Genomic DNA, 21903 nt, shown 5'->3' on the forward strand with positions numbered 1-21903 from the left:
GAGCCGCCATGCGCTTCGCTTCGTCAGGCCTCGATCACCAAGACTCGATCATCAGTTCGAGGCTGCCTCCGCCGGAAGGGTGATCGCGCCCTCCTTCGGAGCGACCATCGCCCCCGGCCGCACAAAGGGGTTGGCGATGCCTTCGATGACGACGCGGTCGTTCTCGGAGAGCCCGGCGAGAATGACGCGCAAGCCCTGATACATGGCGCCGAGGGTCACCGTTTTTGGCACGACCTTGTTGTCGGCGTTGACCGTCAGAACGATCTTGCTCGCCTGATCCGACGCTATCGTCGAATCGGGAATCAGGAGCGCATTGATGTTGCCGCCGAACAGCCGCAGCCGCCCGAAGGTGCCGGGCAGGAGGAACAGATCCTTGTTTTCAAAGATGGCGCGGCCGCGAATGACGCCGGCGCGGGCGTTGAGCTGATTGTCGACGAAGTCCATGACGCCCGCGTGGCTGTGGCTCCAGTCGACTTCATCGGCGAGACGGACCATGACGGGATTTTTGAATTGCCGCGACGAAGGCCTCTCCTTCGCAGTGGCGAGGCGGGCATAGCGGATGTAGTCAGCCTCCGACGCGTCGAACACGAAATGGATCGGGTCGAGCGTCACGATCGTCGTGAGCAGGGTCGCCCCCGACTGGCCGCCCTGCACCAGATTGCCGATGTCGATCTTATGGTCAGAGACGCGGCCGGGTATCGGCGCGCGCACCTGCGTCCATTCGAGATTGAGTTCGGCGTTGTGCAGCGCGGCTTCCGCGCTGAGCTGCTGAGCCCGGGCGACATCGAGAGTGGCTTTGCGCTGATCGACGTCGCGCAAGGTGATCGCCCGGGTCTCGGCCAGCTGCTGCGCCCGCGTCACGTCATTGGCGGCGACTTCGACTTGCGCCTGCGCTTTGGCGACGTCGGCTTGCGCGCTATCGACGGCGATCTGATAGGGCCTCGGGTCGATGACGAAAAGCAGATCTCCCGTCTTGACGATCTGGCCGTCGACGAAGTTGATCGTATCGACCGCCCCCGACACGCGCGGGCGCACCTCGACCTGCTGAAGCGGCTCGAACCGGCCGGTATATTCGTCCCAGCGCGGCACCGATTTGGCCAGCGGATGCGCGACCGTGACGGCTGGCGGCGGCGGTCCCTCCGCGAAGGCTCCTCGCGGGACCGCGAGAACCCCCGCGATGACGCCGCAGACAATGATCGCCCGCGCAAAAGGAGAAACTGAAAACCGAATGCCCCGCATGTGAAACTCCAAAGACCCTGTCATGAACGAGCGGCGCCAGCCTATCTGGCAAGAGCGGCGCCATTAAGCTTATTCACGGCGGTTTGAAAGACGTGGTGTTGGCGGCGCAGATCTCAGCCGGTTGCATCGCGGTCCGGCTTCTCGCCCTCGCGTCGAAAACGCCAGTTTGAGCGGCAACAAAGCAAATTATGCTGTCGATTGCAATATGCAAGCTCAACCATCTCCGGAGCTGGGGCTCTGCGCGGGGCGCTGCAATCGCGCTTGCCGGAAGCCGTCCAACGCGACAATATGCAGCAGACCGAGGGACTATCTTGACCCTTGCCGGAGAGCCCGGAAAGGGGCGGCGCGCATTGCCGCTCCATGCAAGGACCGCCGTCTGCACGGGGGCGCGGACCATAGACCGCGGCAATGGAGACTATCGAGACAACCACTTCGACGCGGAGAGCCGTCCTCTATAGCCTAGTTTCCATCAACTGAGGAGTTAGCCTGTGAGCGACAAGATCCTGACCACCACCGGCGGCGCGCCGGTCTCCGACAATCAGAATTCCATCACCGCAGGACCGCGCGGCCCTGTACTGATGGAAGATTACAAGCTTCTCGAAAAGCTCGCCCATCAAAATCGCGAACGCATTCCCGAACGCACCGTGCACGCCAAGGGCGTCGGCGCGTTTGGCGCGCTGACGGTCACGCATGACATCACGCGCTATACCAAGGCCAAACTGTTCTCCGAAATTGGCAAGACGACGGAGATGCTGGCGCGTTTCTCGACCGTCGCCGGCGAGCGCGGCGCGGCCGACGCCGAGCGCGACGTGCGCGGTTTTGCGCTGAAATTCTATACCGAAGAAGGCAATTGGGACCTCGTCGGCAACAACACCCCGGTATTTTTCGTCCGCGATCCCTTGAAATTTCCTGACTTCATCCATACGCAAAAGCGCCATCCAAAGACCAACATGCGCTCGCCGGCTGCGATGTGGGATTTCTGGTCGCTGAGCCCGGAAAGCCTGCATCAGGTCACCATTTTGATGTCGGATCGCGGCCTTCCCCAAGGCATGCGCCACATGCATGGCTTTGGATCGCATACCTACTCATTCATCAACGCGCAAAATGAGCGACACTGGGTTAAATTCCACTTCAAATCGATGCAAGGCATCAAGAACTGGACCAATCGCGAGGCTGAAGCCGTGGTCGCCACGGACCGCGAAAGCGCGCAGCGCGATCTTTTCGAGTCCATCGAGCGGCGCGATTTCCCGAAATGGCGGTTCTACGTTCAGATCATGACAGAGGCGGAGGCCGATAAAACGCCATTCAATCCTTTCGACCTGACGAAAGTGTGGCCGCACGGGGATTTCCCGCTGATCGAGGTCGGCGTGCTCGAGCTCAACCGGAACCCGGAAAATTATTTCGCCGAAATCGAGCAATCCTCGTTCTCGCCCTCCAATGTCGTCCCGGGCGTCAGCTTCTCGCCCGACAAAATGCTGCAGGCGCGCATATTCTCTTATGCCGACGCGCATCGCTATCGGATCGGAACCCATTACGAATCGCTGCCGGTCAACCGTCCGAAGAACGCCGTCAACACCTATCACCTCGACGGTCCGATGCGGTCCGACTATTCGGACAATCCCGACGCTTATTACGAGCCGAACTCCTTCAATGGTCCGGTTCAGACCAATGTCGCCGAAGAGCCGCCGCTGCCGATCTCGGGCGCCGCCGCGCGCTACAATCATCGCGAAGGGAATGATGATTATACGCAGCCCGGCAATCTCTTCCGCCTGATGTCGGATTCGCAGAAAGCGCAGCTTTGCCAGAACATCGCCGAGGCGATGGCCGGCGTGCCGACATTCATCATCGACCGCCAGCTTGCGCATTTCGACAAGGCGGACAAAGCCTATGGCGACGGCGTCCGCTCCGCTTTGGCCAAGCAGGGGGTTCAGCTCGCGGCGGAGTGATTCGACAAAAGCCTGACAGGTGAACAGAGCGGCGACATTCGCCGCTCTTTTTGCGCCGCTCTTTTTGCGCCTCCCGCTCAGCCCGAGCTGCGCGGGACGGGGTGGCGCGCGCCAGCGGCAGAAACATGAGGAGCGTCATCCCCGCGCTTGCGAGCGCTGCCGCGCCCGAACCTGATTTTTCCCCTCCGCGAGCGCAAGCGCGAGCGGGCATAAGCGCCTTGCTGACCTCGGAAAGCTGCGACACAATGGCGATATTCGGACAGTCAAGACTTTGACGCTGCTGAGCCATTGCTGGCAGAAGACGGGAGCGCCGCCATGTCGAGGATGTTTTCAAAAGAGGACGCCAAGGCTAAATCCGGACAATTGACTGGAAAGAGCGCGGATCTTGATGCTTCGGCCTGCTCCGTCGTTCTGGATCAATTGCTCGAAGCGCTCCAGACCATGCGAAGCGGCGATTTTTCCGTGCGCCTGCCGCGCAACGAAACCGGCATCAAAGGCAAGATCGCCGACGCTTTCAACGATATCGTCGGAGCCAATGAGCGGATAGCGCGGCAGCTCGAACGCGTCGGCCAAGCCGTCGGCCGCGAAGGCCGGACCGAGACCCGCGTTCGCTTTGGCCTGAGCGATGGCGCCTGGTCCGACATGGAAGGCTCGGTCAATACGCTGATCGACGATCTCTTGTGGCCAACGACGGCGGTCACGCAAACCATCACCGCGATCGCCAAGGGCGACCTGCTCCAGTCGATGCCCCTCGACGTCAAAGGCCGCCCCCTCCAAGGCGAGTTCCTGCGCTCGGCGACGATCGTCAACGCCATGATCGCGCAGCTCAGCGTCTTCACCTCCGAAGTGACGCGCGTCGCGCGCGAAGTCGGCACCGACGGAAAGCTCGGCGGCCAGGCGCAGGTTCGCGAGGTTACCGGCGTCTGGAAGGATCTGACCGAAAGCGTCAACTCAATGGCCTCGAACCTGACGGCGCAGGTGCGTAATATCGCTGAAGTGACCATCGCCGTCGCAAATGGCGACCTGTCCAAAAAGATCACTGTCGATGTCCGCGGCGAAATCCTGCAGCTGAAAGAAGCGATCAACACCATGGTCGATCAGTTGCGCTCTTTCGCATCGGAGGTGACGCGCGTCGCCAGGGAAGTCGGCACGGAGGGCAAGCTCGGCGGCCAGGCTCTCGTTCCGGGCGTCGCTGGAACGTGGAAGGATCTGACCGACTCCGTCAACGCCATGTGCGGCAATCTGACGGCCCAAGTGCGCAATATCGCAGAGGTCACGACGGCTGTCGCCCGCGGCGATCTTTCGCGCAAGATTACGGTGGACGTCTCCGGCGAAATCCTTGCGCTGAAAGAGACCATGAACACAATGGTCGATCAGCTCAATGGATTTGCCGGCGAGGTGACGCGCGTCGCGCGCGAGGTCGGCACCGAAGGGCGCCTCGGCGGACAGGCGCAGGTGCCGGGAGTAGCGGGAACCTGGAAAGACCTCACCGATAATGTGAACTCAATGGCCTCGAACCTGACGGCGCAGGTCCGCAATATCGCGGCGGTGTCGATGGCCATGGCCAGCGGCGACCTGTCGAAAAAAATCACCGTCAATGTCAGCGGCGAAATTCTGGAGCTGAAAGAGACGATCAACACAATGGTCGATCAGCTCAACGGCTTCGCCGGCGAAGTGACGCGCGTCGCGCGCGAAGTCGGCACCGAGGGCAAGCTCGGCGGTCAGGCGCAGGTGCCGGGCGTCGCCGGAACCTGGAAGGACTTGACCGAGAACGTCAACTCCATGGCGTCGAATCTGACGGCGCAGGTGCGCAATGTCGCGGAAGTCACGACCGCTGTCGCCCGCGGCGATCTCTCGCGCAAGATCACAGTCGACGTCAAAGGCGAAATTCTGGAGCTGAAGAACACCATCAACACCATGGTCGATCAGCTCAACGGATTTGCGGGGGAAGTGACGCGCGTCGCGCGCGAAGTCGGCACGGAAGGCAAGCTCGGCGGTCAGGCGCAGGTGCCGGGAGTCGCCGGAACCTGGAAGGATCTCACCGACAACGTGAATTCAATGGCCGGCAATCTGACGGATCAGGTGCGCAATATCGCCGGCGTCGCGACCGCGATCGCCAACGGCGATCTGTCGCGCAAGATCACCGTCGACGTGCGCGGCGAAATCCTGCTGCTGAAGGAAACGCTGAACACGATGGTGGACCAGCTCCGCTCCTTCGCGGGCGAAGTGACGCGCGTCGCGCGCGAGGTCGGCACGGACGGGCGGCTCGGCGGGCAGGCCGTCGTGCCCGGCGTCGCTGGCACATGGAAAGATTTGACCGACAACGTCAACCTGCTCGCGGCCAACCTTACGACTCAGGTGCGCAACATAGCGGAGGTGACGACCGCCGTCGCGCGCGGCGACCTGTCGCGCAAGATCACCGTCGACGTGAAGGGGGAAATCCTCGAACTGAAGAACACCATCAATACGATGGTCGATCAGCTCAACGCCTTCGCCGGCGAAGTGACGCGCGTCGCGCGCGAAGTCGGGACCGAAGGCAAGCTCGGCGGACAGGCGCAGGTGCCGGGCGTCGCGGGAACGTGGAAAGACCTTACCGATACAGTGAACGTCATGGCCGCCAATTTGACCGAGCAGGTGCGCGGCATCGTCAAGGTGGTGACGGCGGTCGCAAACGGCGATCTGAAGCAAAATCTCACCGTCGCCTCCAAGGGAGAGGTCGCCGCGCTCGCCGAGACGATCAACAATATGACGCATACGCTGGCGACTTTCGCCGATCAGGTGACGAGCGTCGCGCGCGAGGTCGGCGTCGAGGGCCGCCTCGGCGGCCAGGCCAATGTGCCGGGCGCGGCGGGAACCTGGAAGGATCTGACCGGCAACGTCAACCTTCTCGCGGCGAATTTGACCACACAGGTGCGCGCCATCGCGGAAGTCGCGACCGCCGTGACGAAGGGCGATCTTACGCGCAGCATCCAGGTCGATGCGCGCGGCGAGGTGTCGGAACTCAAAGACAACATCAATACGATGATCCGCAACCTGCGGCTGACCACCGACCGCAACACGGAGCAGGACTGGCTGAAAACAAATCTCGCGCGCTTCACGAGCCTGCTGCAAGGCCAGCGCGATCTCACCACCGTGGGTCGGCTCCTGTTGTCCGAGCTCGCCTCGCTGATCGACGCGCAGCACGGCGTGATCTATCAGGTCGACGGGGAAAGCGCGCCTTGGCTGACGCTCCTTGCGGCCTATGCCGACGAGGGAAGCGGCGATTATCCGCGCGGGCTTCAGTTTGGCGAGGGGCTGATCGGTCAATGCGCCAAGGATGCGCGCCGCTTGTTGCTCTCCGATTTGCCCGATAATGTGATTCCGATCCGTTCGGGGCTTTTTCGGGCGGCGCCCAAAAACGCTATCGTGCTGCCCATTCTGTTCGAAGGGCAGGTCAAGGCGGTCATCGAACTCGCCTCCCTCAGCGCCTTTACCGGGCTTCAGATTTCGTTTCTCGACCAACTGACGAGCGGCATCGGAATCGTGCTGAACAGCATCGAAGCGACGATGCAGACGGAAGGCCTGTTGAAGCAATCGCAGCAGCTGGCCTCAGAATTGTTGTCGCAACAAACCGAACTGCAACAGACCAACGAGCAGCTGGAGTTGAAGGCGCAACAGCTCGAGGAGCGCAATATTGAGGTCGAGGCGAAGAATCAACAGATCGAGCAGGCCCGCCGCGCGCTGGAGGAAAAGGCCGGCGAACTCGCGCTCACCTCGAAATACAAGTCGGAGTTTCTGGCGAATATGAGCCATGAGCTGCGCACCCCTCTCAACAGCATACTGATCCTTGGGCAGCAGCTCAGCGACAACGCCGACGGCAATCTGTCTGCGAAGCAGGTCGAATACGCCCGAACGATCCACGCCGCCGGCACCGATCTCCTAAACCTGATCAGCGACATTCTCGACCTCTCCAAAATCGAATCAGGAACGGTCTCTGTCGATGCGGAAGAGATTTCCTTCGCGCATCTGCTTCAGACGATCGCGCGGCCGTTCCGGCACGAGGCGGAAAGCCGGGAGCTGACGTTCGAGGTCGAGACCGCGCAGGGGCTCGGCCGCAGCATCGTGACCGACGTCAAGCGTTTGCGGCAGATTTTGAAAAATCTGCTTTCCAACGCTTTCAAATTTACGGGCTCGGGCGGAGTCAAGCTGACGGTCGTCCCGGCGACGCAAGGCTGGAGCGCGGACAACGTCTCGCTGCAGCATGCGCAAGGCGTCGTCGCCTTTGAAGTTTCGGACACGGGGATCGGCATCCCGCCGGAAAAGCAGAGGATCATATTCGAGGCGTTTCAGCAGGCCGACGCAGGAACCAGCCGCAAATATGGCGGCACCGGACTGGGGCTTGCAATCAGCCGCGATCTCGCGCATCTGCTCGGCGGAGAGATTCAACTGCGCAGCAATCCCGGCGAGGGCAGCGTCTTTACGCTCTATCTGCCGTTGGCCTATGCCGCGCCGCAAGTGTCCGCGCGGTTCGACGGTCCGGACTCCGCTCAATCGAGTTCGCCGGAGACCCCAACGCGCGCCGATAGCATCTCCGATCAAGCCGCCGACGACCGCAACAGCATCGATCCCGGCGACGCCGTCCTGCTGATTATTGAAAACGAGGCGCATAACGCGCGCATCCTGACGGAACTGGCGCATGAGCGCGGCTTCAAGGCCGTCATCGCCGCGCGCGGCGCGGAGGCGCTGGCGCTGGCGGAGCAGCATCAGCCGTCCGCCATCGTCCTCGACGTGTTTCTTCCCGACATGCTCGGCTGGAGCGTGCTAAGACAATTGAAGCAAAGCCTCGCCACACGCCACATACCGGTCGAGATCATCACGGGCGATGATGACCGTCATCACAGCCTCTCTCGCGGCGCCTTCGGCTTTATCAGAAAGCCTTTTGACGTTGACGATCTTGAAGCCGCTATGGCGCGGCTGACGGATTACGCGGACAGGCCGCGGAAAACACTTCTGGTCGTCGCAGCCAATGAGGCGGAGCAACTTGCGCTGGCCGAACTGCTCGGTGGCGACGATGTCGAAATGCTGACGACGGGCAGCGGCGCCGACGCCTTGTCGATGTTGCGCGAGCAGACGATTGATTGCGTCGTGCTCGACCTGACCCTGCCCGACATGCCGGGTTTTGCTGTGCTGGAGGAGATGCGCGACGATATGGCTCTCTCGCGCGTTCCGGTCATCGTCTCGACCGGCCGGGAACTTTCGATTGACGACGATGCGGCGCTGCGTTCCATCGCGCGAAGCATTATGGTGAAAGGTGTGGAATCTCCGGAAAGGCTGCTGGATGAGACGGCGCTTTTCCTGCATCGCGCCGTCGCCTGCCTGCCGGCGGCGAAGCAGGCGCTGATCGAACGGCTGCATGATTCGGATGAGGATCTTATCGGCCGCGCGGTCTTGCTGGTCGACGACGACGCGCGCAACATCTTCGCCTTGAGCGGCGTTCTTGAGCGGCGCGGCATGAGGGTTCTGACCGCCACCAATGGGAGCGAGGCAATTTCGATTATCGAATCAACACCCGGCATCGCGATCGTGCTGATGGACATTATGATGCCCGACATGGATGGCTATGAGACGATCCAGCGCGTGCGGGCCGACGCCGCTCATCGGCGTCTTCCGATCGTCGCCCTGACCGCGAGAGCGATGAAGGGCGACCGCGAGAAATGCCTTGACGCCGGCGCGTCGGATTATCTCGCCAAACCCGTCGACACCGAACAGTTGCTCGCTGTTCTGCGCATGTGGCTGCATCGATAGGCGGAAGAAGCGCGATGAACGCCAAGGAAAAAGTGAATATTCTTCTCGTCGACGACCAGCCGGGAAAGCTTCTGAGCTATGAGGCGATCCTCGGCGAGCTCGACGAGAATCTGGTGAAGGCGGGTTCAGCCCGGGAGGCGTTCGAGCATCTTCTCAAGACCGATATCGCGGTGATTCTGATCGACGTGTGCATGCCCGAACTCAACGGCTTCGAGCTCGCCGCCATGATCCGCGAACATCCAAGGTTTCAGCGCGTCGCCATTATTTTCGTGTCGGCGGTGCAGATTGCCGATCCGGACCTTTTGCGCGGCTATGAGGCCGGCGCCGTCGACTATGTGCCGGTGCCCGTCATTCCGGAGGTCTTGCGCGCAAAGGTCAAAGTCTTCGCCGAACTGCATCAAAAGACGCGGCAGCTCGAGCGGCTGAACGCAGAGCTCGAAGCAAGGGTCGCGGAGCGCACGGCCGCGCTCGAGCGTTCGACGGCGCAATTGAAACGGCTCAATCAGGACCTCGAGCAGCGCATCGAGGAGCGGACGCATGAACGCGAGCGGGCGCTGGCGCAATTGTTCGAGGCGCAGAAGATGGACGCCATCGGGCAGCTCACGGGCGGCGTCGCGCATGATTTCAACAATCTGCTCACCGCCGTGATGGGAAGCCTCGAACTTCTGAAGAAGAGGCTGCCTGACGATGCGCGCATGAAACGCCTCGTCGACACCGCTATGCAAGGCGCCGAGCGCGGCGCGGCTCTGACGCAGCGTCTGCTTGCCTTCTCCCGGCGCCAGGAGCTGAAGCCGGAAGCCGTCGATGTCGCGCAGCTCATTCACGGCATGGAGGAGCTTTTGACGCGGGCGTTGGGGCCCGGCGTACAGATCGAAAAGCGCCTGCCGCCGGACCTCAAACTGGCGAGGGTCGACGGCAACCAGCTCGAGCTGGCTTTATTAAATCTCGTGGTCAATGCGCGCGACGCGATGCCCTCCGGCGGCGCCATCATGATCGCCGCGTCCAATGAAGTCATCACGGCTCAGAATGCGCGCAAAGGCATGAGCCCGGGGGTTTATGTCCGCATCAGCGTCATCGATGCCGGCTTTGGCATGGATACGGAGACGCTCGTAAAAGCGGCGGACCCGTTCTTTACGACCAAGGGGCCGACCAAAGGAACAGGCCTTGGCCTCTCGATGGTCCAGGGCCTCGCGGCGCAGTCCGGCGGCGCCATCGAGATCTCGAGCGAGGTGGGGGTCGGCACGACAGTCGACCTCTGGCTGCCGCAGGCCGAGCCCGGCACGCAAAGGCGCTTTGGCGGAGACGGGCGCAAGGCTCCCGAATTGCGGCTTGCGCCTTGCACCGTCTTGCTGGTGGACGACGACGTTCTGGTCAGCGCCGGAACCGCGTCGATCCTCGAGGATCTCGGCCATTCGGTCATCGTGGCGCATTCGGGCGCCGAGGCGCTGCGCATCCTGCAGTCAGGAGCCTCACCCGATCTCATCATCACCGATTACGCGATGCCAGGCATGACGGGACTGGAGCTCGCGCGCTCAGTCCGCGAAAAATATCCCGACATTCCCATTCTGCTGGCGAGCGGCTACGCCGAACTTCCGCTGCCTGCTATGGGTGGCGAGGCTCTGCCGCGCCTCGCCAAGCCCTTCCGCCAGGATGAACTTGTCGCGGCGATGGCTGAGGCGTCTTCGCGATGAGGGCGGCTGGAGCATGATGGCGCCAAATGCAGCCGATCACGCTCCTTATCCCGTTATTTTGACGCATGACCCTATTCAGTGGATCATGCCCTCTGCGAGCCGCATAAGGCGGCCCGCAGGCGATCTCGACGATCAGGCCGAGCCAAGGTCTCCAAACGGCAGAACGCGGATGCGCTTGCCGGTCGCCGCGAAAACGGCGTTGGCGACGGCGGGACCGATCGGCGCAACGCCCGGTTCACCGACGCCCGTCGGCGCTTCAGCGGAGGGGACGATATGCACCTCGACCTTCGGCATGGCGTCGATGCGCAGCACCTGATAACCGTCGAAGTTGCTCTGCTCGACGGCGCCATCCTTCAGGGTGATCGCTCCATACAGCGCCGCCCCGAGGCCAAAGCCGATGCCCCCCTCCATTTGCGCGGCGATGATGTCGGGATTGACCGGCACGCCGCAATCGACGGCGCAGACGACGCGATCGACCTTGACCTTTCCGTCCGCCACCGTCACTTCCGCGACCTGCGCGACATAGGTGCCGAAGGCGACGGCGACGGCGATGCCGCGGCCCCTGCCCTTCGGCAGCGGATCGCCCCAGCCGGCCGCCTTCGCGGCGAGTTCGAGAACCGCCTTGTGGCGTGGGCTGTGGCTGAGCAGCGCCTGCCGGAAGGCGAAGGGATCTTTTCCCGCGGCGGCGGCCACCTCGTCGATGAACGCTTCGACCGCGTAAGCCGTGTGCGAACTGCCGACGACGCGCCACCAAAGCACCGGCACGCCGGTCTTTGTAGTCGCCAGCTCGACCGACAGATTGGGGATCGCATAGGGCAGATTGGCGGCGCCTTCGACCGAGGTTCCGTCAACGCCGTCCTTGACCATGAAGGCCTCAAAAGGCGTGCCCGCCATGATCGACTGGCCGACGATGCGGTGCCGCCAGCCCACGAGTTCGCCGCTCTTGTCGAGCGCGGCTTCGAGCTTATGCACATAGGCTGGCCGGTAGCGGCCGCCCTGGATGTCGTCCTCGCGCGTCCATTGGAGCTTGACCGGAACCCCATTCGCGCCGAGCGCCTTGGCGACCGAAACCGCTTCGACGATGTAATCGGACGCGGCGTTGGCGCGCCGGCCGAAGCTTCCCCCGGCGAACAGCGTATTGATCTTGACGTCCTCCGGCTTGAGGCCCGCGACGCCCGCGGCATTCATCTGGTCGATCGTCTGGAACTGGTCGCCGGCCCAGATCTCGCAGCCATTCGCCCCGAGTTGCACGACAGCGTCGAGCGTCTCCATTGGCGCATGGGCGAGATAGGGAAACTCGAAGGTCGCGGCGACCGTCTTCGCCGCGTGCTTGAGGGCTCCGCCGGCATCGCCCTCGGCGCGCGCGGGCTTGCCCGGCCGTTCCGCCAGCGCGCGATATTCGGCGAGGATCTCCGCGGAGCCGCGCTTTTCCGCTTTGGCGTCATCCCAGGCGATCTTCAGTGCGTCGCGGCCTTGCTTTGCCGCCCAAAAGCTCTTGCCGACAACGGCGACGCCCGCCGGCACTTCGAGAACTTCGACGACGCCCGGGATGGCTTTGGCCGAAGCCGCATCGAACGAGGCGACGCGCGCGCCAAAAAGCGGCGGCCGTTTAATGAGCGCCACCAGCATTCCCGGCATGGCGACGTCGATCGTGAATTGCGCCGTGCCGTTGGTTTTCGGCGGCACGTCGACGCGCGCCAGCCTGGTCCCGATCAACGTGAAGTCTTTGGGGTTCTTCAGCGCGACCTTCTCCGGCGCCGTAACATTCGCCGCATGCGCCGCGAGAGCGCCGAAGGACGCCTCACGCTTGCTCGGGCCGTGGCGGACGACGCCGCGCTCGACGCTTATCTGTCCGGCCGGGACGCCCCATTCAGCGGCGGCGGCGGCGATCAGCATCGCGCGCGCCGTAGCGCCCGCCTCACGCAATTGCATCCAGGAATTAGCGATCGCGGTGCTGCCGCCGGTGCCTTGCATCTTGAAGGCGAGATTGGCGTAGAGCTTCGTGTCCGCAGGCGCGCTCTCCACCTTGATCTGGCTCCAGTCGGCGCCGAGCTCTTCGGCGAGGATGGTGGCGAGCCCGGTATAGACGCCTTGCCCCAATTCGACATGCTTCGAGATGACGGTGACGCTGTTGTCAGGGGCTATGCGCAAGAAAGCGTTGGGCGCAAATTCGGCGGCGGATTCAGCCGCCGCGAAGGCGCGCCGTTGCGGCAGAGCAACGTTGAAGGCGATGACGAGCCCGGTCCAGGCCGCGCCTTTCAGCACGCCGCGCCGGTTCATCGAGGCCAAATCATCTGTGATGGCGTTCATGGGCTCAGCCCTCCAGCGCGTGAGCGGCGGCGTGGATCGCGGCCCTGATGCGAACATAGGTCGAGCACCGGCAGATATTGCCGCGCATCGCGTCGTTAATGTCGGCGTCGGTCGGCTTGGCGTTCTGCTCGAGCAAAGCCGTCGCGGACATGATCTGGCCTGACTGGCAATAGCCGCACTGCGGCACCTGCAGATCGACCCAGGCCGCTTGCACGGCTTTGGCCTGCTTGCTTTCGAGCCCCTCTATGGTGCGCACATGCTGGCCTTTCACGGATTCGAGCGGCGTCACGCAGGAGCGCTGCGCCTGACCCTCGATCTGCACGGTACAGGCGCCGCATTGGGCCATGCCGCAGCCGAATTTCGTGCCATGCAGGCCAGCGACTTCGCGGATCGCCCACAACAGCGGCATGTTTGGATCGGCGTCGAGCGCGATCTCTTTGTCGTTGAGAAAGAATGACACGGTCATGAACCTGTCTCCGGAGCGTGAAGAAACAAAGGATTGGAAGGGTTCGAGGAGCTCTCGTCGCCCCCATTCGCGCCGCGCGCAGAAGCGCGAGCCCGACCAGCTGGGCCCTGGCGGCATAATCCGCCCGAGCGCGACAGCGCGCCCAGCTTAACCAATCCCCGCCCCGTGCGCCAGCCGCTCCGCTTCACGGTCGGTTGATGCGCCTTCAGTCCAACCGGAGGGCGCGAGGCCCGCGGCGGGTCATCGTCTCGCCTGAGCCTGCGCGAAATCCGCCGACCATCGCGCCAGCTCCTTCAGGTCCTGATGCAGCTGCTCCAATGCGAAGGCGAGGCCGAACAAACGCTCCAGAGCCTCGATGGGCAGGCTTCGCGTCAATCCTTCCTGACGCAAGGCGGCGATCTCGGCCTCATAGGCGTTGAGGGCCGCCTCAAATTCGACGAGCGAGGGGGCCGGACGCCTCACCAAAGCGTCGCCGCTCTCTTCAAGGAATCGCGCGGCGCTTTCGGCGATGCGCGCGATGGAGGGCGCCAGTCTTGCGCGAAAGCCATCGGGGAGCGGCGCAACGGCCGCGCGTCCGATAATGACGAGGTCATGACGCACGCGCAGCAGCAGGCGCAGCAGAGGCTTCAGATCGGGCTCCGACGAAAAATAGGCCACGCGCTCGCGCCGCGCCTCATCGGCGATGATTTCGAGCCGCGACATGGCCGGTCCGATATCGCCCTGGATCTTGCCGACCGTCGCGACGTCGAGCGGCGCGGCGCAGCCAGCGAGCAATCGGCGCAGCGCGCCCGCCATGAGCTGGAGCATATTGGCCGCGGCCTCGATGCCTAAATGATGGGCGCGGGAGGGCAGCACAAAAAATGAGACAAAAAGCGCGACGGCGCCGCCGAGCGCCACTTCGATGACCCGAAAAAAAGCCGACTCGAGCGGCGGGACATGCGTGATCGTCGGCGCGAGGAGAACCATCACCGCAGTAAATGGCGCGGCGCTGAATTGCGGCTTGACCGCCGCCAGAAAAGCCAGCGGCCCGATCGAGACGGCGAGCACGGTCATAAATTCGAGTTCTGCATCGTGCGGCGTGAAGGCGGCGATGAGCCCGCTATAGACCGCGCCGCCAAGCGTGCCGATAAAATAATCGACCGTGGTTTTCAGCGACTTGCCGAGACTGAGCTGCGACATCACGACAGCCGTGAGCACCGTCCACAGAACCTGCGGAACATGCAGCAGCAGCGACAACGCATAAGTCAACAGCGTCGCGACCGTAACCCGAACCGCGAGGCGAAGCTCCACCCGGCGGGAGAGCATCGCGGCGGTCAACCAACGCCAGGGCTTAGAGAGAGAGTTCGAGAAAGATGTAATGATGGCGTTCATTTCACCGGCCGCGGAGAAGGGCGCGCGGCCGCGCCGGCGGCGGGACCGAGGCCGCAGCTAAATCTGACAAAGCCGCGCGCTGTCAATCTCCGATTTCGCGCCGGCGCGATGACATAAGGCGTCAAAACGCCCCTGACATGGCGACGAGCTCGACCCAGTCGCGCGCGCGACGAGGCCAGGCGACATCGCGATTCCAGGGCAGGCTGCCAAAGAGGATTGTCGGAATGCCGGCGTCCGCCGCGCGCCGGATCTGGCGCGCATTATCATCGATGAGCAGCTTTGCCCCGGCGGCGCGCAGCGCCTTCACCTTGTCCGGGTGATGCCCGACGGAATGAACGTCCGCGAAAACGCCGGGAAAAAGCCGGTCCACCAATGCATTCGTCACCGGCGCCGCCTCAAGCTTGCGCGCGGTCACGACGACGAGGTTGAACCCTGCCTCCTTCAAAGTCCGGCAGCCCTCGGCCGCGCCGGTTATCGCGTTGATTTTATGATGCGCCGCCGCGTCATAGAACGCATCGACGATCTCGGCCGTCTGCTTTTCGTCGGCGCCAAGCTGATAGGTCGCAAGCCGCGCTTCGTCGACGCGATAGCCGTGCGCCTCCTCGATCCAGTCGAGCAAGGTGGCGATGGTGTCGACCAGCGTATCGTCGAGATCGAGGGCGATGGTGTTCATAAGCTTCCCGGATTTCACAAGGTTCGTCGCCGCGTTCCATGGCGCAGATCATCGATCAGGATCATGACATCGCCGCAAAGACAACCACCCGATCGACTTAAGATTTGAACAGCTGCCGGAAGGATCGCGGCTTTTTCGCGCGCTCATCGCCACAAGACCGCAGAAAATCAAAACCTCTGAGCCGCGCCCGCCCTTATCGCCGATTGCCGGGCCGCGACTTCAAGCCGCGTCCTCAAAACAGCCGAAACGGGATTTTGAATTGAATTCTACGGCAAAAACATGCTCGAAAGGGTCACCGCCCGTCGAGGGGCGACTATTTTCCAACTCTGCGCCGATACAATGGCGCGAAACTCGGTTACAGTAGATGCGCAAAGCATCGTCCGATTCGCGGAATCGGAACATGGCTTTATTTTGTCGCCCTTTCGCATTTTGTTCACGAAATCGGCGTCTACTTCGTCCCAAAATTCGCGGCGCAGGTTGGCGCTCCAGCAAATAGACGGCGGCGCGCGGCGGCGCATGAACGAAAGAGATCTGCAATGCTTGGCCTAGACGCCCTCGATCTTGCTCGGATCCAGTTCGGCTTCACGGTTTCCTTTCACATCATCTTCCCGGCGATCACCATCGGCCTCGCCAGCTATCTCGCCGTTCTCGAAGGGCTGTGGCTCTGGAAGAAAGACCGCGTCTACCGCGATCTCTATCACTTCTGGTCGAAAATCTTCGCTGTGAACTTCGCCATGGGCGTCGTCTCAGGCCTCGTCATGGCCTATCAGTTCGGCACCAACTGGAGCTATTTTTCCGCTTTCGCGGGCGGCGTCACGGGCCCCCTCCTCGCTTATGAGGTCTTGACCGCCTTCTTTCTCGAAGCCGGCTTTCTGGGCGTCGCGCTGTTTGGCTGGAACAAGGTGGGTCCGGGCCTGCATTTTTTCGCGACCCTGATGGTGGCCGCCGGCACGCTCGTCTCCGCGACCTGGATTTTGGCGTCGAACAGCTGGATGCAGACGCCGCAAGGCTTCGACATCGAGGGCGGCCGCGTCGTTCCGACCGACTGGCTGGAGGTCATCTTCAATCCGTCCTTCCCCTATCGCCTCGTCCACATGACGATCGCGGCCTACCTCGCGACGGCGCTGTTCGTCGGCGCGGCGGGCGCCTGGCACCTGTTGAAGGGCAACGACACCGCGCGCGTGCGAAAAATGCTGTCGATGGCGATGTGGATGGCGCTGATCGTGGCGCCGATCCAGATCGAGGCCGGCGATCAGCATGGGCTCAACACGCTGAAATATCAGCCCGCGAAGATCGCCGCGATTGAGGGCCATTGGCGCAACAAGCCGGGCGAGGCCGTGCCGCTGATTCTCTTTGGCTGGCCGGACATGAAGTCCGAGACGACCAAATACGCGCTCGAAATTCCTCATCTTGGAAGCGTCATCCTCACCCATACGTGGGACGATCAGTTTCGCGGTCTCGCCGATTTTCCCGCCGAAGACCGGCCCGATTCGACCGTCGTGTTCTGGACTTTCCGCATCATGGTCGGCCTTGGCGTGCTGATGCTGCTCCTTGGCCTTGCGAGTCTCTGGCTTCGCATCAAGGGCGATCTCTACGACACGCGATGGTTTCTGCGCTTTGCGGTCTTGATGGGTCCAAGCGGCATCCTCGCCATTCTCGCCGGCTGGCTGACGACGGAGATCGGACGGCAACCCTGGGTCGTCTATGGCGTCATGCACACCAGGGACGCCGTCTCGAACCATTCCGTGCTGGCGCTGAGCCTGACGCTTGGCGTCTTCATCGTGATGTATTTCATCGTCTTCGGCACCGGCCTTTTCTACATGCTGAGACTCGTCGCCGCCGGCCCGCAGGATCTCGGCCCGGAAAGTCCCGCTCCCGCGATCGATCTCAGCGCCGACACGCCACTGAATGCGCGTCCCTCGCGCCCCTTTTCGGCCGCGCCGGACGCAACCCCATGACGTCCGCCGCGCACTGACTTTGCTCCAGGAGATCTCGCATGGGAATTGATCTTCCGATCATCTGGGCGGTCATCATCGCCTTCGGCCTCATGATGTATGTCGTCATGGACGGCTTCGACCTCGGCATCGGCATCCTGTTCCCCTTCGTGAAGGACAGGAACGATCGCGATTGCATGGTGAACACCGTCGCCCCCGTCTGGGACGGCAATGAAACCTGGCTGGTGCTCGGCGGCGCGGGCCTTCTCGCCGCCTTTCCGCTCGCCTATTCCTTCCTGCTCAGCGCGCTTTATCTGCCGCTGGTTCTGATGCTCGCTGGGCTGATCTGGCGCGGCGTCGCCTTCGAGTTCCGCTTCAAGGCGGATGAAGAGCACAAATGGTTCTGGGACCACGCCTTTGCGTGGGGCTCCTATATCGCGACCTTCTTCCAGGGCGTCGCGCTTGGCGCCGTCATCAACGGATTCAAGGTTCAAGGGCCGTCCTACATCGGCGGCGCCTTCGACTGGCTGACGCCATTCAGCCTGTTTACTGGCCTTGGACTGCTCGTCGCTTATGCGCTGCTTGGCAGCACCTGGCTGATCATGAAGACCGAAGGAGACCTTCAGCGGCGCATGATCGAACTCGCCCGGCCGATCACGCTGACGCTGCTCGGCGTGATCGTCGTCGTCAGCATCTGGACGCCGCTCACCCACGCCGATGTGGCGGCGCGCTGGTTCACATTTCCGAACCTCATCTTTTTCTCGCCCGTCCCCATTCTCGTGCTGGCGGCGAGCCTTGGCATTCTGCATTTCCTGAAGCGCGAGACTCATTCGACGCCGTTCCTTCTCGCGCTGGCGCTTCTTTTCCTCGGCTATAGCGGGCTCGGCATCAGCATGTGGCCGAACATCATTCCGCCCGATGTCTCGATCAGGGCCGCCGCCGGGCCGCCGCAGAGCCTCGGCTTCGCGCTTGTCGGCGCTTTGTTCATCGTGCCGATCATCCTCACCTACACGGCATGGTCGTACTATGTGTTCCGCGGCAAGGTGAAAGTCGGAGATGGCTATCATTGAGCCGCGGGCAAGCGGCAAAGGCTGGCTTCACCGCGTCGGCTGGTTCGTCCTTATCTGGGCGCTGAGCGTCGGCGCGCTCGCAATCGCGGCTCTGATCCTTCGCGCGATCCTCACCGCGGCGGGCCTCCGCGCCTGACAACAATCAAAGCCTCATGAAAAAAGCGCGGCCGCTTCAGGCTACCGCGCTCCCAAGTCCTCGGCCGGGGTCCCTTGCTATTTCAGGGGCACTTCGCCGCCGCCGCCGATCTTGACATCATGCGCCTCGATTTCTTCGCGAACGGCCGTCAAAGCCATTTGCAGGCTCGCAAGTTTTTGCAGCCCATCCGGGGTAAGCGACGCGCCTTTTGCGGCCAATTCTTCCACGGCCTGAAGGCGCGCGGCTTCAAGATTGGCCTTGAGAGCATGTATGGGCGAGGAATCACTCATCGAAGTCTCCGTTTCACGTTGAGAAATCGCCGATGGCCGAAGCGCAAGCACTTTTGCTCCTGAGAGCCGATCGATCGTTAACATGTTTCGATGGGCAGATCGATAGGCGAGGATCGACCTGGAACGCTCACCACGCCACAGTCCGGCCGCGATAATCGAGATATTGCAAGCCCTTCTTGCCGGATTGCGCGGTGATGACGTCGACGAGGCTCGGAATGCTCTCCTCGACGCTCAATTGAGCATCAGGGCCGCCCATGTCGGTGCGCACCCAGCCCGGATCCATGATCAAAAGCGCGCGCAGATCGCGCGCATGTCGGGCGGCGAAAGACCGCATCAGCGTGTTCAGCGCCGCCTTGCTGGCGCGGTAGGTTTCATAGCCTCCATTCGTATTATTGGCGACGCTGCCAAGCCCAGACGACATGACGCCGATCGTTCCGGCTGGCGGGACCAATTCCTCCAGCGCCTCGATGACGCGAAGCGGGCTGAGGGCGTTCGTCACCATGATGCGGTTGAATTCCTCCGTCGATATGTCCGCGATGGTCTTGACCGGCTCATCGAGCACCCCGGCGTTGACGAACAAAAGATCGAGCCTTCGCCCGGCGAGCCGCTTGCGCAGCGCGGCGACCTCGGCCGGAACGGCGATGTCCAGGGTTTCGACTTCAAGCAGGCCTTCGGCCTTCGCCGCCAGATCATGCAACGCCGTGCGCGCCTTTCCGCGCACGGTGGCGATCACGCGCCAGCCACGCTCGAGGTAGGTCTGCGCGATCGCGAAGCCAAGGCCGCGCGAGGCGCCGACGATCAGCGCCGTGGGCAAGGTTTTGGACGATTTTGGCATGGCAAGCTCCTTCGTTGGAGAGGGATCAATAGAGCGCTCGGGGATCAAACGCACCCCCGCCGATCTTTACGAGATCCTTAGACCCGGCGCGCGTCTTCCCGATCGACTCTTGAGGCGCCCAGCGCCATGTTGCCTCGTGATCCTTTGAATTGGCGCAGCCGGACGGCGCGCCGAATGGATGGAGGTTTTTCATGTTCGACGTCATCTTCCTCGCTTTGGGCTTCGGCTCCATCGCATTGCTGTGCGTCTACGCGCGCGCGCTCAACCGCATCTGATGGAGGGCTTCATGTTCGAGCCGCTCCTTGGCCTCGCCGTCGCGGTTGCGCTCGGCGTCTATCTGCTCATCACGCTTCTGAAGCCGGAACGCTTCTAAAGGCCGAACTGAGCGACGCTCACGATCAGCCAATGGCGTTATGGCGCCCCCGCAAGTCCGGAGTTTTACAATATGTCCCTCAATGGCTGGCTTCAGATCGGCCTTCTCATCGCCGTTCTGCTCATCTCGCTGAAGCCGCTCGGGCTCTATATGGCCCACGTCTTTTCCGGCGATAAAACGTTTCTGTCTCCCGTGCTCGGCCCGCTCGAGCGCGTCTTTTACAAAGCCGCCGGCGTCGATCCGACAAAGGAGCAAGGCTGGCTCGCCTATACCTTCGCGATGCTGATTTTCAGCGCCGCGGGTTTCGCCTCCCTCTACGCGATTTTGCGCCTGCAGGTCTATCTGCCGCTGAATCCGCAGAACTTCGACAATCTCACCCCCGATCTCGCCTTCAACACGGCGGTGAGCTTTCTCACCAACACCAACTGGCAGGCCTATGGCGGCGAGACGACCATGAGCAACTTCAGCCAGATGGTCGGCCTCACGGTTCATAACTTCCTCTCGGCCGCCACCGGCATCGCGCTCGCCCTCGCCCTCACCCGCGCCTTCGCCCGGTCGGGCGTTGCAACGCTCGGCAATTTCTGGGTCGATCTGACGCGCACGACGCTTTACGTACTGCTGCCCCTGGCGATCGTCGTCGCGCTTTGCTTTCTCGCGCTCGGCGTGCCGCAAACCTTGACCGGCACGGTCGACGCCACAACTCTCGAAGGCGCCAAACAGACCCTCGCCATGGGTCCGATGGCGAGCCAGGAAGCGATCAAGCAGCTCGGCACCAACGGCGGCGGGTTCCTCAACGTCAATTCCGCGCACCCATTCGAGAACCCCAACGCGCTTTCGAACTTTCTGGCGATCTTCAGCATGCTGGCGATCTCCTCGGCCCTGGTCATCGCCTTTGGCCAGATGGTCGGAAAGGCGCGTCAGGGCTACGCCCTGCTCGCCGCCATGGGCGTCTTGCTGATCGCCGGCGTCGTCCTCGTCTATGCGGCGGAGACCTTTGGCAATCCGCTTCTGACGGCGCTCGGAGTCGATCCCTCAGTGGGCAATCTCGAAGGCAAGGAAATGCGCTTCGGGCAGGCCATGACGGCGCTGTTCGTCGCCGTGACGACAGGACTTTCCTGCGGCGCCGTCAACGCCATGCACGCCTCGCTGACCCCGCTCGGCGGCCTCGCGCCCCTGTTCCTCATCCAGCTCGGCGAAGTGCTGCCGGGCGGCGTCGGGTCGGGGCTTTACGGCATTCTCGTCTTCGCCATCCTCACCGTCTTCATCGCCGGTCTCATGGTCGGCCGCACGCCGGAATTTCTCGGCAAGAAGATCGAGACGCGCGAAATGAAATTCGCCATGCTCGCGGTGCTGATCCTGCCGCTCGCTATCCTCTCCTTCACCGCCATCTCGGCGATGCTGCCGGTAGCGCTCGCGAGCCTCGCCAATGCGGGGCCCCATGGCCTCACCGAAATCCTCTACGCCTACTCGTCAGCCGTCGGCAACAACGGTTCAGCCTTCGCCGGCCTCAACGCCAACACGCCCTGGTTCAACACGACTCTCGGGATCGCCATGATGGCCGGCCGGTTCGGCTATGTCGTTCCCGTGATGGCGATTGCCGGATCGCTGGCGGCCAAGGTCAAAGTGCCTGAGTCCGCCGGCACATTCCCGACCGACGCGGTCCTGTTCGTCGGCCTTCTCGTCGGCGTCATCTTGATCGTCGGCGGCCTGCAATATTTCCCGGCCCTGGCGCTGGGACCAATCGTCGAACATGTGCTGATGCTCGCCGGCAAGACTTTTTAACCC

16 protein-coding genes are annotated in these 21903 nt (G+C 62.7%); 9 read left to right on the forward strand and 7 right to left on the reverse strand.

The window, feature by feature from the left end:
- Positions 1-51: 51 nt before the first annotated feature.
- On the reverse strand, positions 52-1239 hold the full coding sequence (locus SIN04_RS13990; protein ID WP_134490138.1) for an efflux RND transporter periplasmic adaptor subunit: 1188 nt from the start codon (positions 1237-1239) through the stop codon (positions 52-54).
- 488 nt (positions 1240-1727) lie between these two features.
- Between SIN04_RS13990 and SIN04_RS13995 the strand changes: the two genes are divergently transcribed.
- The 3 genes from SIN04_RS13995 to SIN04_RS14005 all read left to right on the forward strand — a co-directional run bounded on the left by SIN04_RS13995 (position 1728) and on the right by SIN04_RS14005 (position 10660).
- On the forward strand, positions 1728-3185 hold the full coding sequence (locus SIN04_RS13995; protein WP_134490140.1) for a catalase: 1458 nt from the start codon (positions 1728-1730) through the stop codon (positions 3183-3185).
- A gap of 441 nt (positions 3186-3626) precedes the next feature.
- Positions 3627-8969, forward strand: coding sequence for a HAMP domain-containing protein (locus tag SIN04_RS14000; RefSeq protein ID WP_341264474.1), 5343 nt, complete (start codon positions 3627-3629; stop codon positions 8967-8969).
- Positions 8970-8983: 14 nt separating this feature from the next.
- Complete coding sequence (locus SIN04_RS14005; protein WP_134490142.1) at positions 8984-10660, forward strand: response regulator; 1677 nt, start codon at positions 8984-8986, stop codon at positions 10658-10660.
- 132 nt (positions 10661-10792) lie between these two features.
- On the opposite strand, the gene SIN04_RS14010 is transcribed toward SIN04_RS14005, so the two are convergent.
- From SIN04_RS14010 to SIN04_RS14025, 4 genes are all read right to left on the reverse strand, one after another.
- The gene (locus SIN04_RS14010) at positions 10793-12970 is read right to left on the reverse strand and encodes a xanthine dehydrogenase family protein molybdopterin-binding subunit (protein ID WP_134490144.1); all 2178 of its coding nucleotides are present in this window, start codon (positions 12968-12970) and stop codon (positions 10793-10795) included.
- A 4-nt stretch (positions 12971-12974) separates the two neighbouring features.
- On the reverse strand, positions 12975-13436 hold the full coding sequence (locus SIN04_RS14015) for a (2Fe-2S)-binding protein (RefSeq protein WP_134490146.1): 462 nt from the start codon (positions 13434-13436) through the stop codon (positions 12975-12977).
- A gap of 240 nt (positions 13437-13676) precedes the next feature.
- Entirely contained in the window at positions 13677-14807 is a 1131-nt protein-coding gene (locus SIN04_RS14020) for an FUSC family protein (protein ID WP_244605816.1), read from the reverse strand.
- Positions 14808-14928: 121 nt separating this feature from the next.
- The gene (locus tag SIN04_RS14025; protein WP_341263993.1) at positions 14929-15480 is read right to left on the reverse strand and encodes a 5' nucleotidase, NT5C type; all 552 of its coding nucleotides are present in this window, start codon (positions 15478-15480) and stop codon (positions 14929-14931) included.
- Between the two features lie 536 nt (positions 15481-16016).
- Between SIN04_RS14025 and SIN04_RS14030 the strand changes: the two genes are divergently transcribed.
- The 3 genes from SIN04_RS14030 to SIN04_RS14040 are packed head-to-tail and all read left to right on the forward strand — an operon-like array spanning position 16017 to position 18620.
- Entirely contained in the window at positions 16017-17438 is a 1422-nt protein-coding gene (locus SIN04_RS14030) for a cytochrome ubiquinol oxidase subunit I (RefSeq protein ID WP_134490152.1), read from the forward strand.
- A 38-nt stretch (positions 17439-17476) separates the two neighbouring features.
- Positions 17477-18484 carry a cytochrome d ubiquinol oxidase subunit II gene (gene cydB / locus SIN04_RS14035; protein WP_134490154.1) on the forward strand — a complete coding sequence of 336 codons (1008 nt, stop codon included), beginning with the start codon at positions 17477-17479 and terminating at the stop codon, positions 18482-18484.
- A complete protein-coding gene (locus SIN04_RS14040; protein ID WP_134490156.1) occupies positions 18471-18620 on the forward strand; it encodes a DUF2474 domain-containing protein in 150 nt (49 codons plus the stop codon). Before cydB ends, SIN04_RS14040 begins: the two co-directional genes overlap by 14 nt.
- A gap of 77 nt (positions 18621-18697) precedes the next feature.
- Here the strand turns inward: SIN04_RS14040 and SIN04_RS14045 are convergent, their stop codons facing one another.
- Together SIN04_RS14045 and SIN04_RS14050 are read right to left on the reverse strand one after the other, a co-directional pair.
- Complete coding sequence (locus SIN04_RS14045; RefSeq protein WP_134490158.1) at positions 18698-18910, reverse strand: hypothetical protein; 213 nt, start codon at positions 18908-18910, stop codon at positions 18698-18700.
- A 127-nt stretch (positions 18911-19037) separates the two neighbouring features.
- Positions 19038-19745 (reverse strand): SDR family NAD(P)-dependent oxidoreductase, encoded by a 708-nt coding sequence (locus tag SIN04_RS14050; protein ID WP_134490160.1) that lies wholly within the window; start codon positions 19743-19745, stop codon positions 19038-19040.
- Between the two features lie 149 nt (positions 19746-19894).
- Between SIN04_RS14050 and SIN04_RS14055 the strand changes: the two genes are divergently transcribed.
- From SIN04_RS14055 to kdpA, 3 genes are all read left to right on the forward strand, one after another.
- The gene (locus SIN04_RS14055; protein ID WP_280178172.1) at positions 19895-20020 is read left to right on the forward strand and encodes a hypothetical protein; all 126 of its coding nucleotides are present in this window, start codon (positions 19895-19897) and stop codon (positions 20018-20020) included.
- Positions 20020-20118, forward strand: coding sequence for a K(+)-transporting ATPase subunit F (gene kdpF, locus SIN04_RS14060; RefSeq protein ID WP_197731985.1), 99 nt, complete (start codon positions 20020-20022; stop codon positions 20116-20118). Before SIN04_RS14055 ends, kdpF begins: the two co-directional genes overlap by 1 nt.
- A gap of 72 nt (positions 20119-20190) precedes the next feature.
- Positions 20191-21900: a potassium-transporting ATPase subunit KdpA gene (gene kdpA / locus SIN04_RS14065; RefSeq protein ID WP_341263994.1), complete on the forward strand. Its 1710-nt coding sequence runs from the start codon at positions 20191-20193 to the stop codon at positions 21898-21900.
- Positions 21901-21903: the final 3 nt, after the last annotated feature.

The organism is Methylocella tundrae, from assembly GCF_038024855.1.
In the GTDB taxonomy this organism is placed as follows: domain Bacteria; phylum Pseudomonadota; class Alphaproteobacteria; order Rhizobiales; family Beijerinckiaceae; genus Methylocapsa; species Methylocapsa tundrae.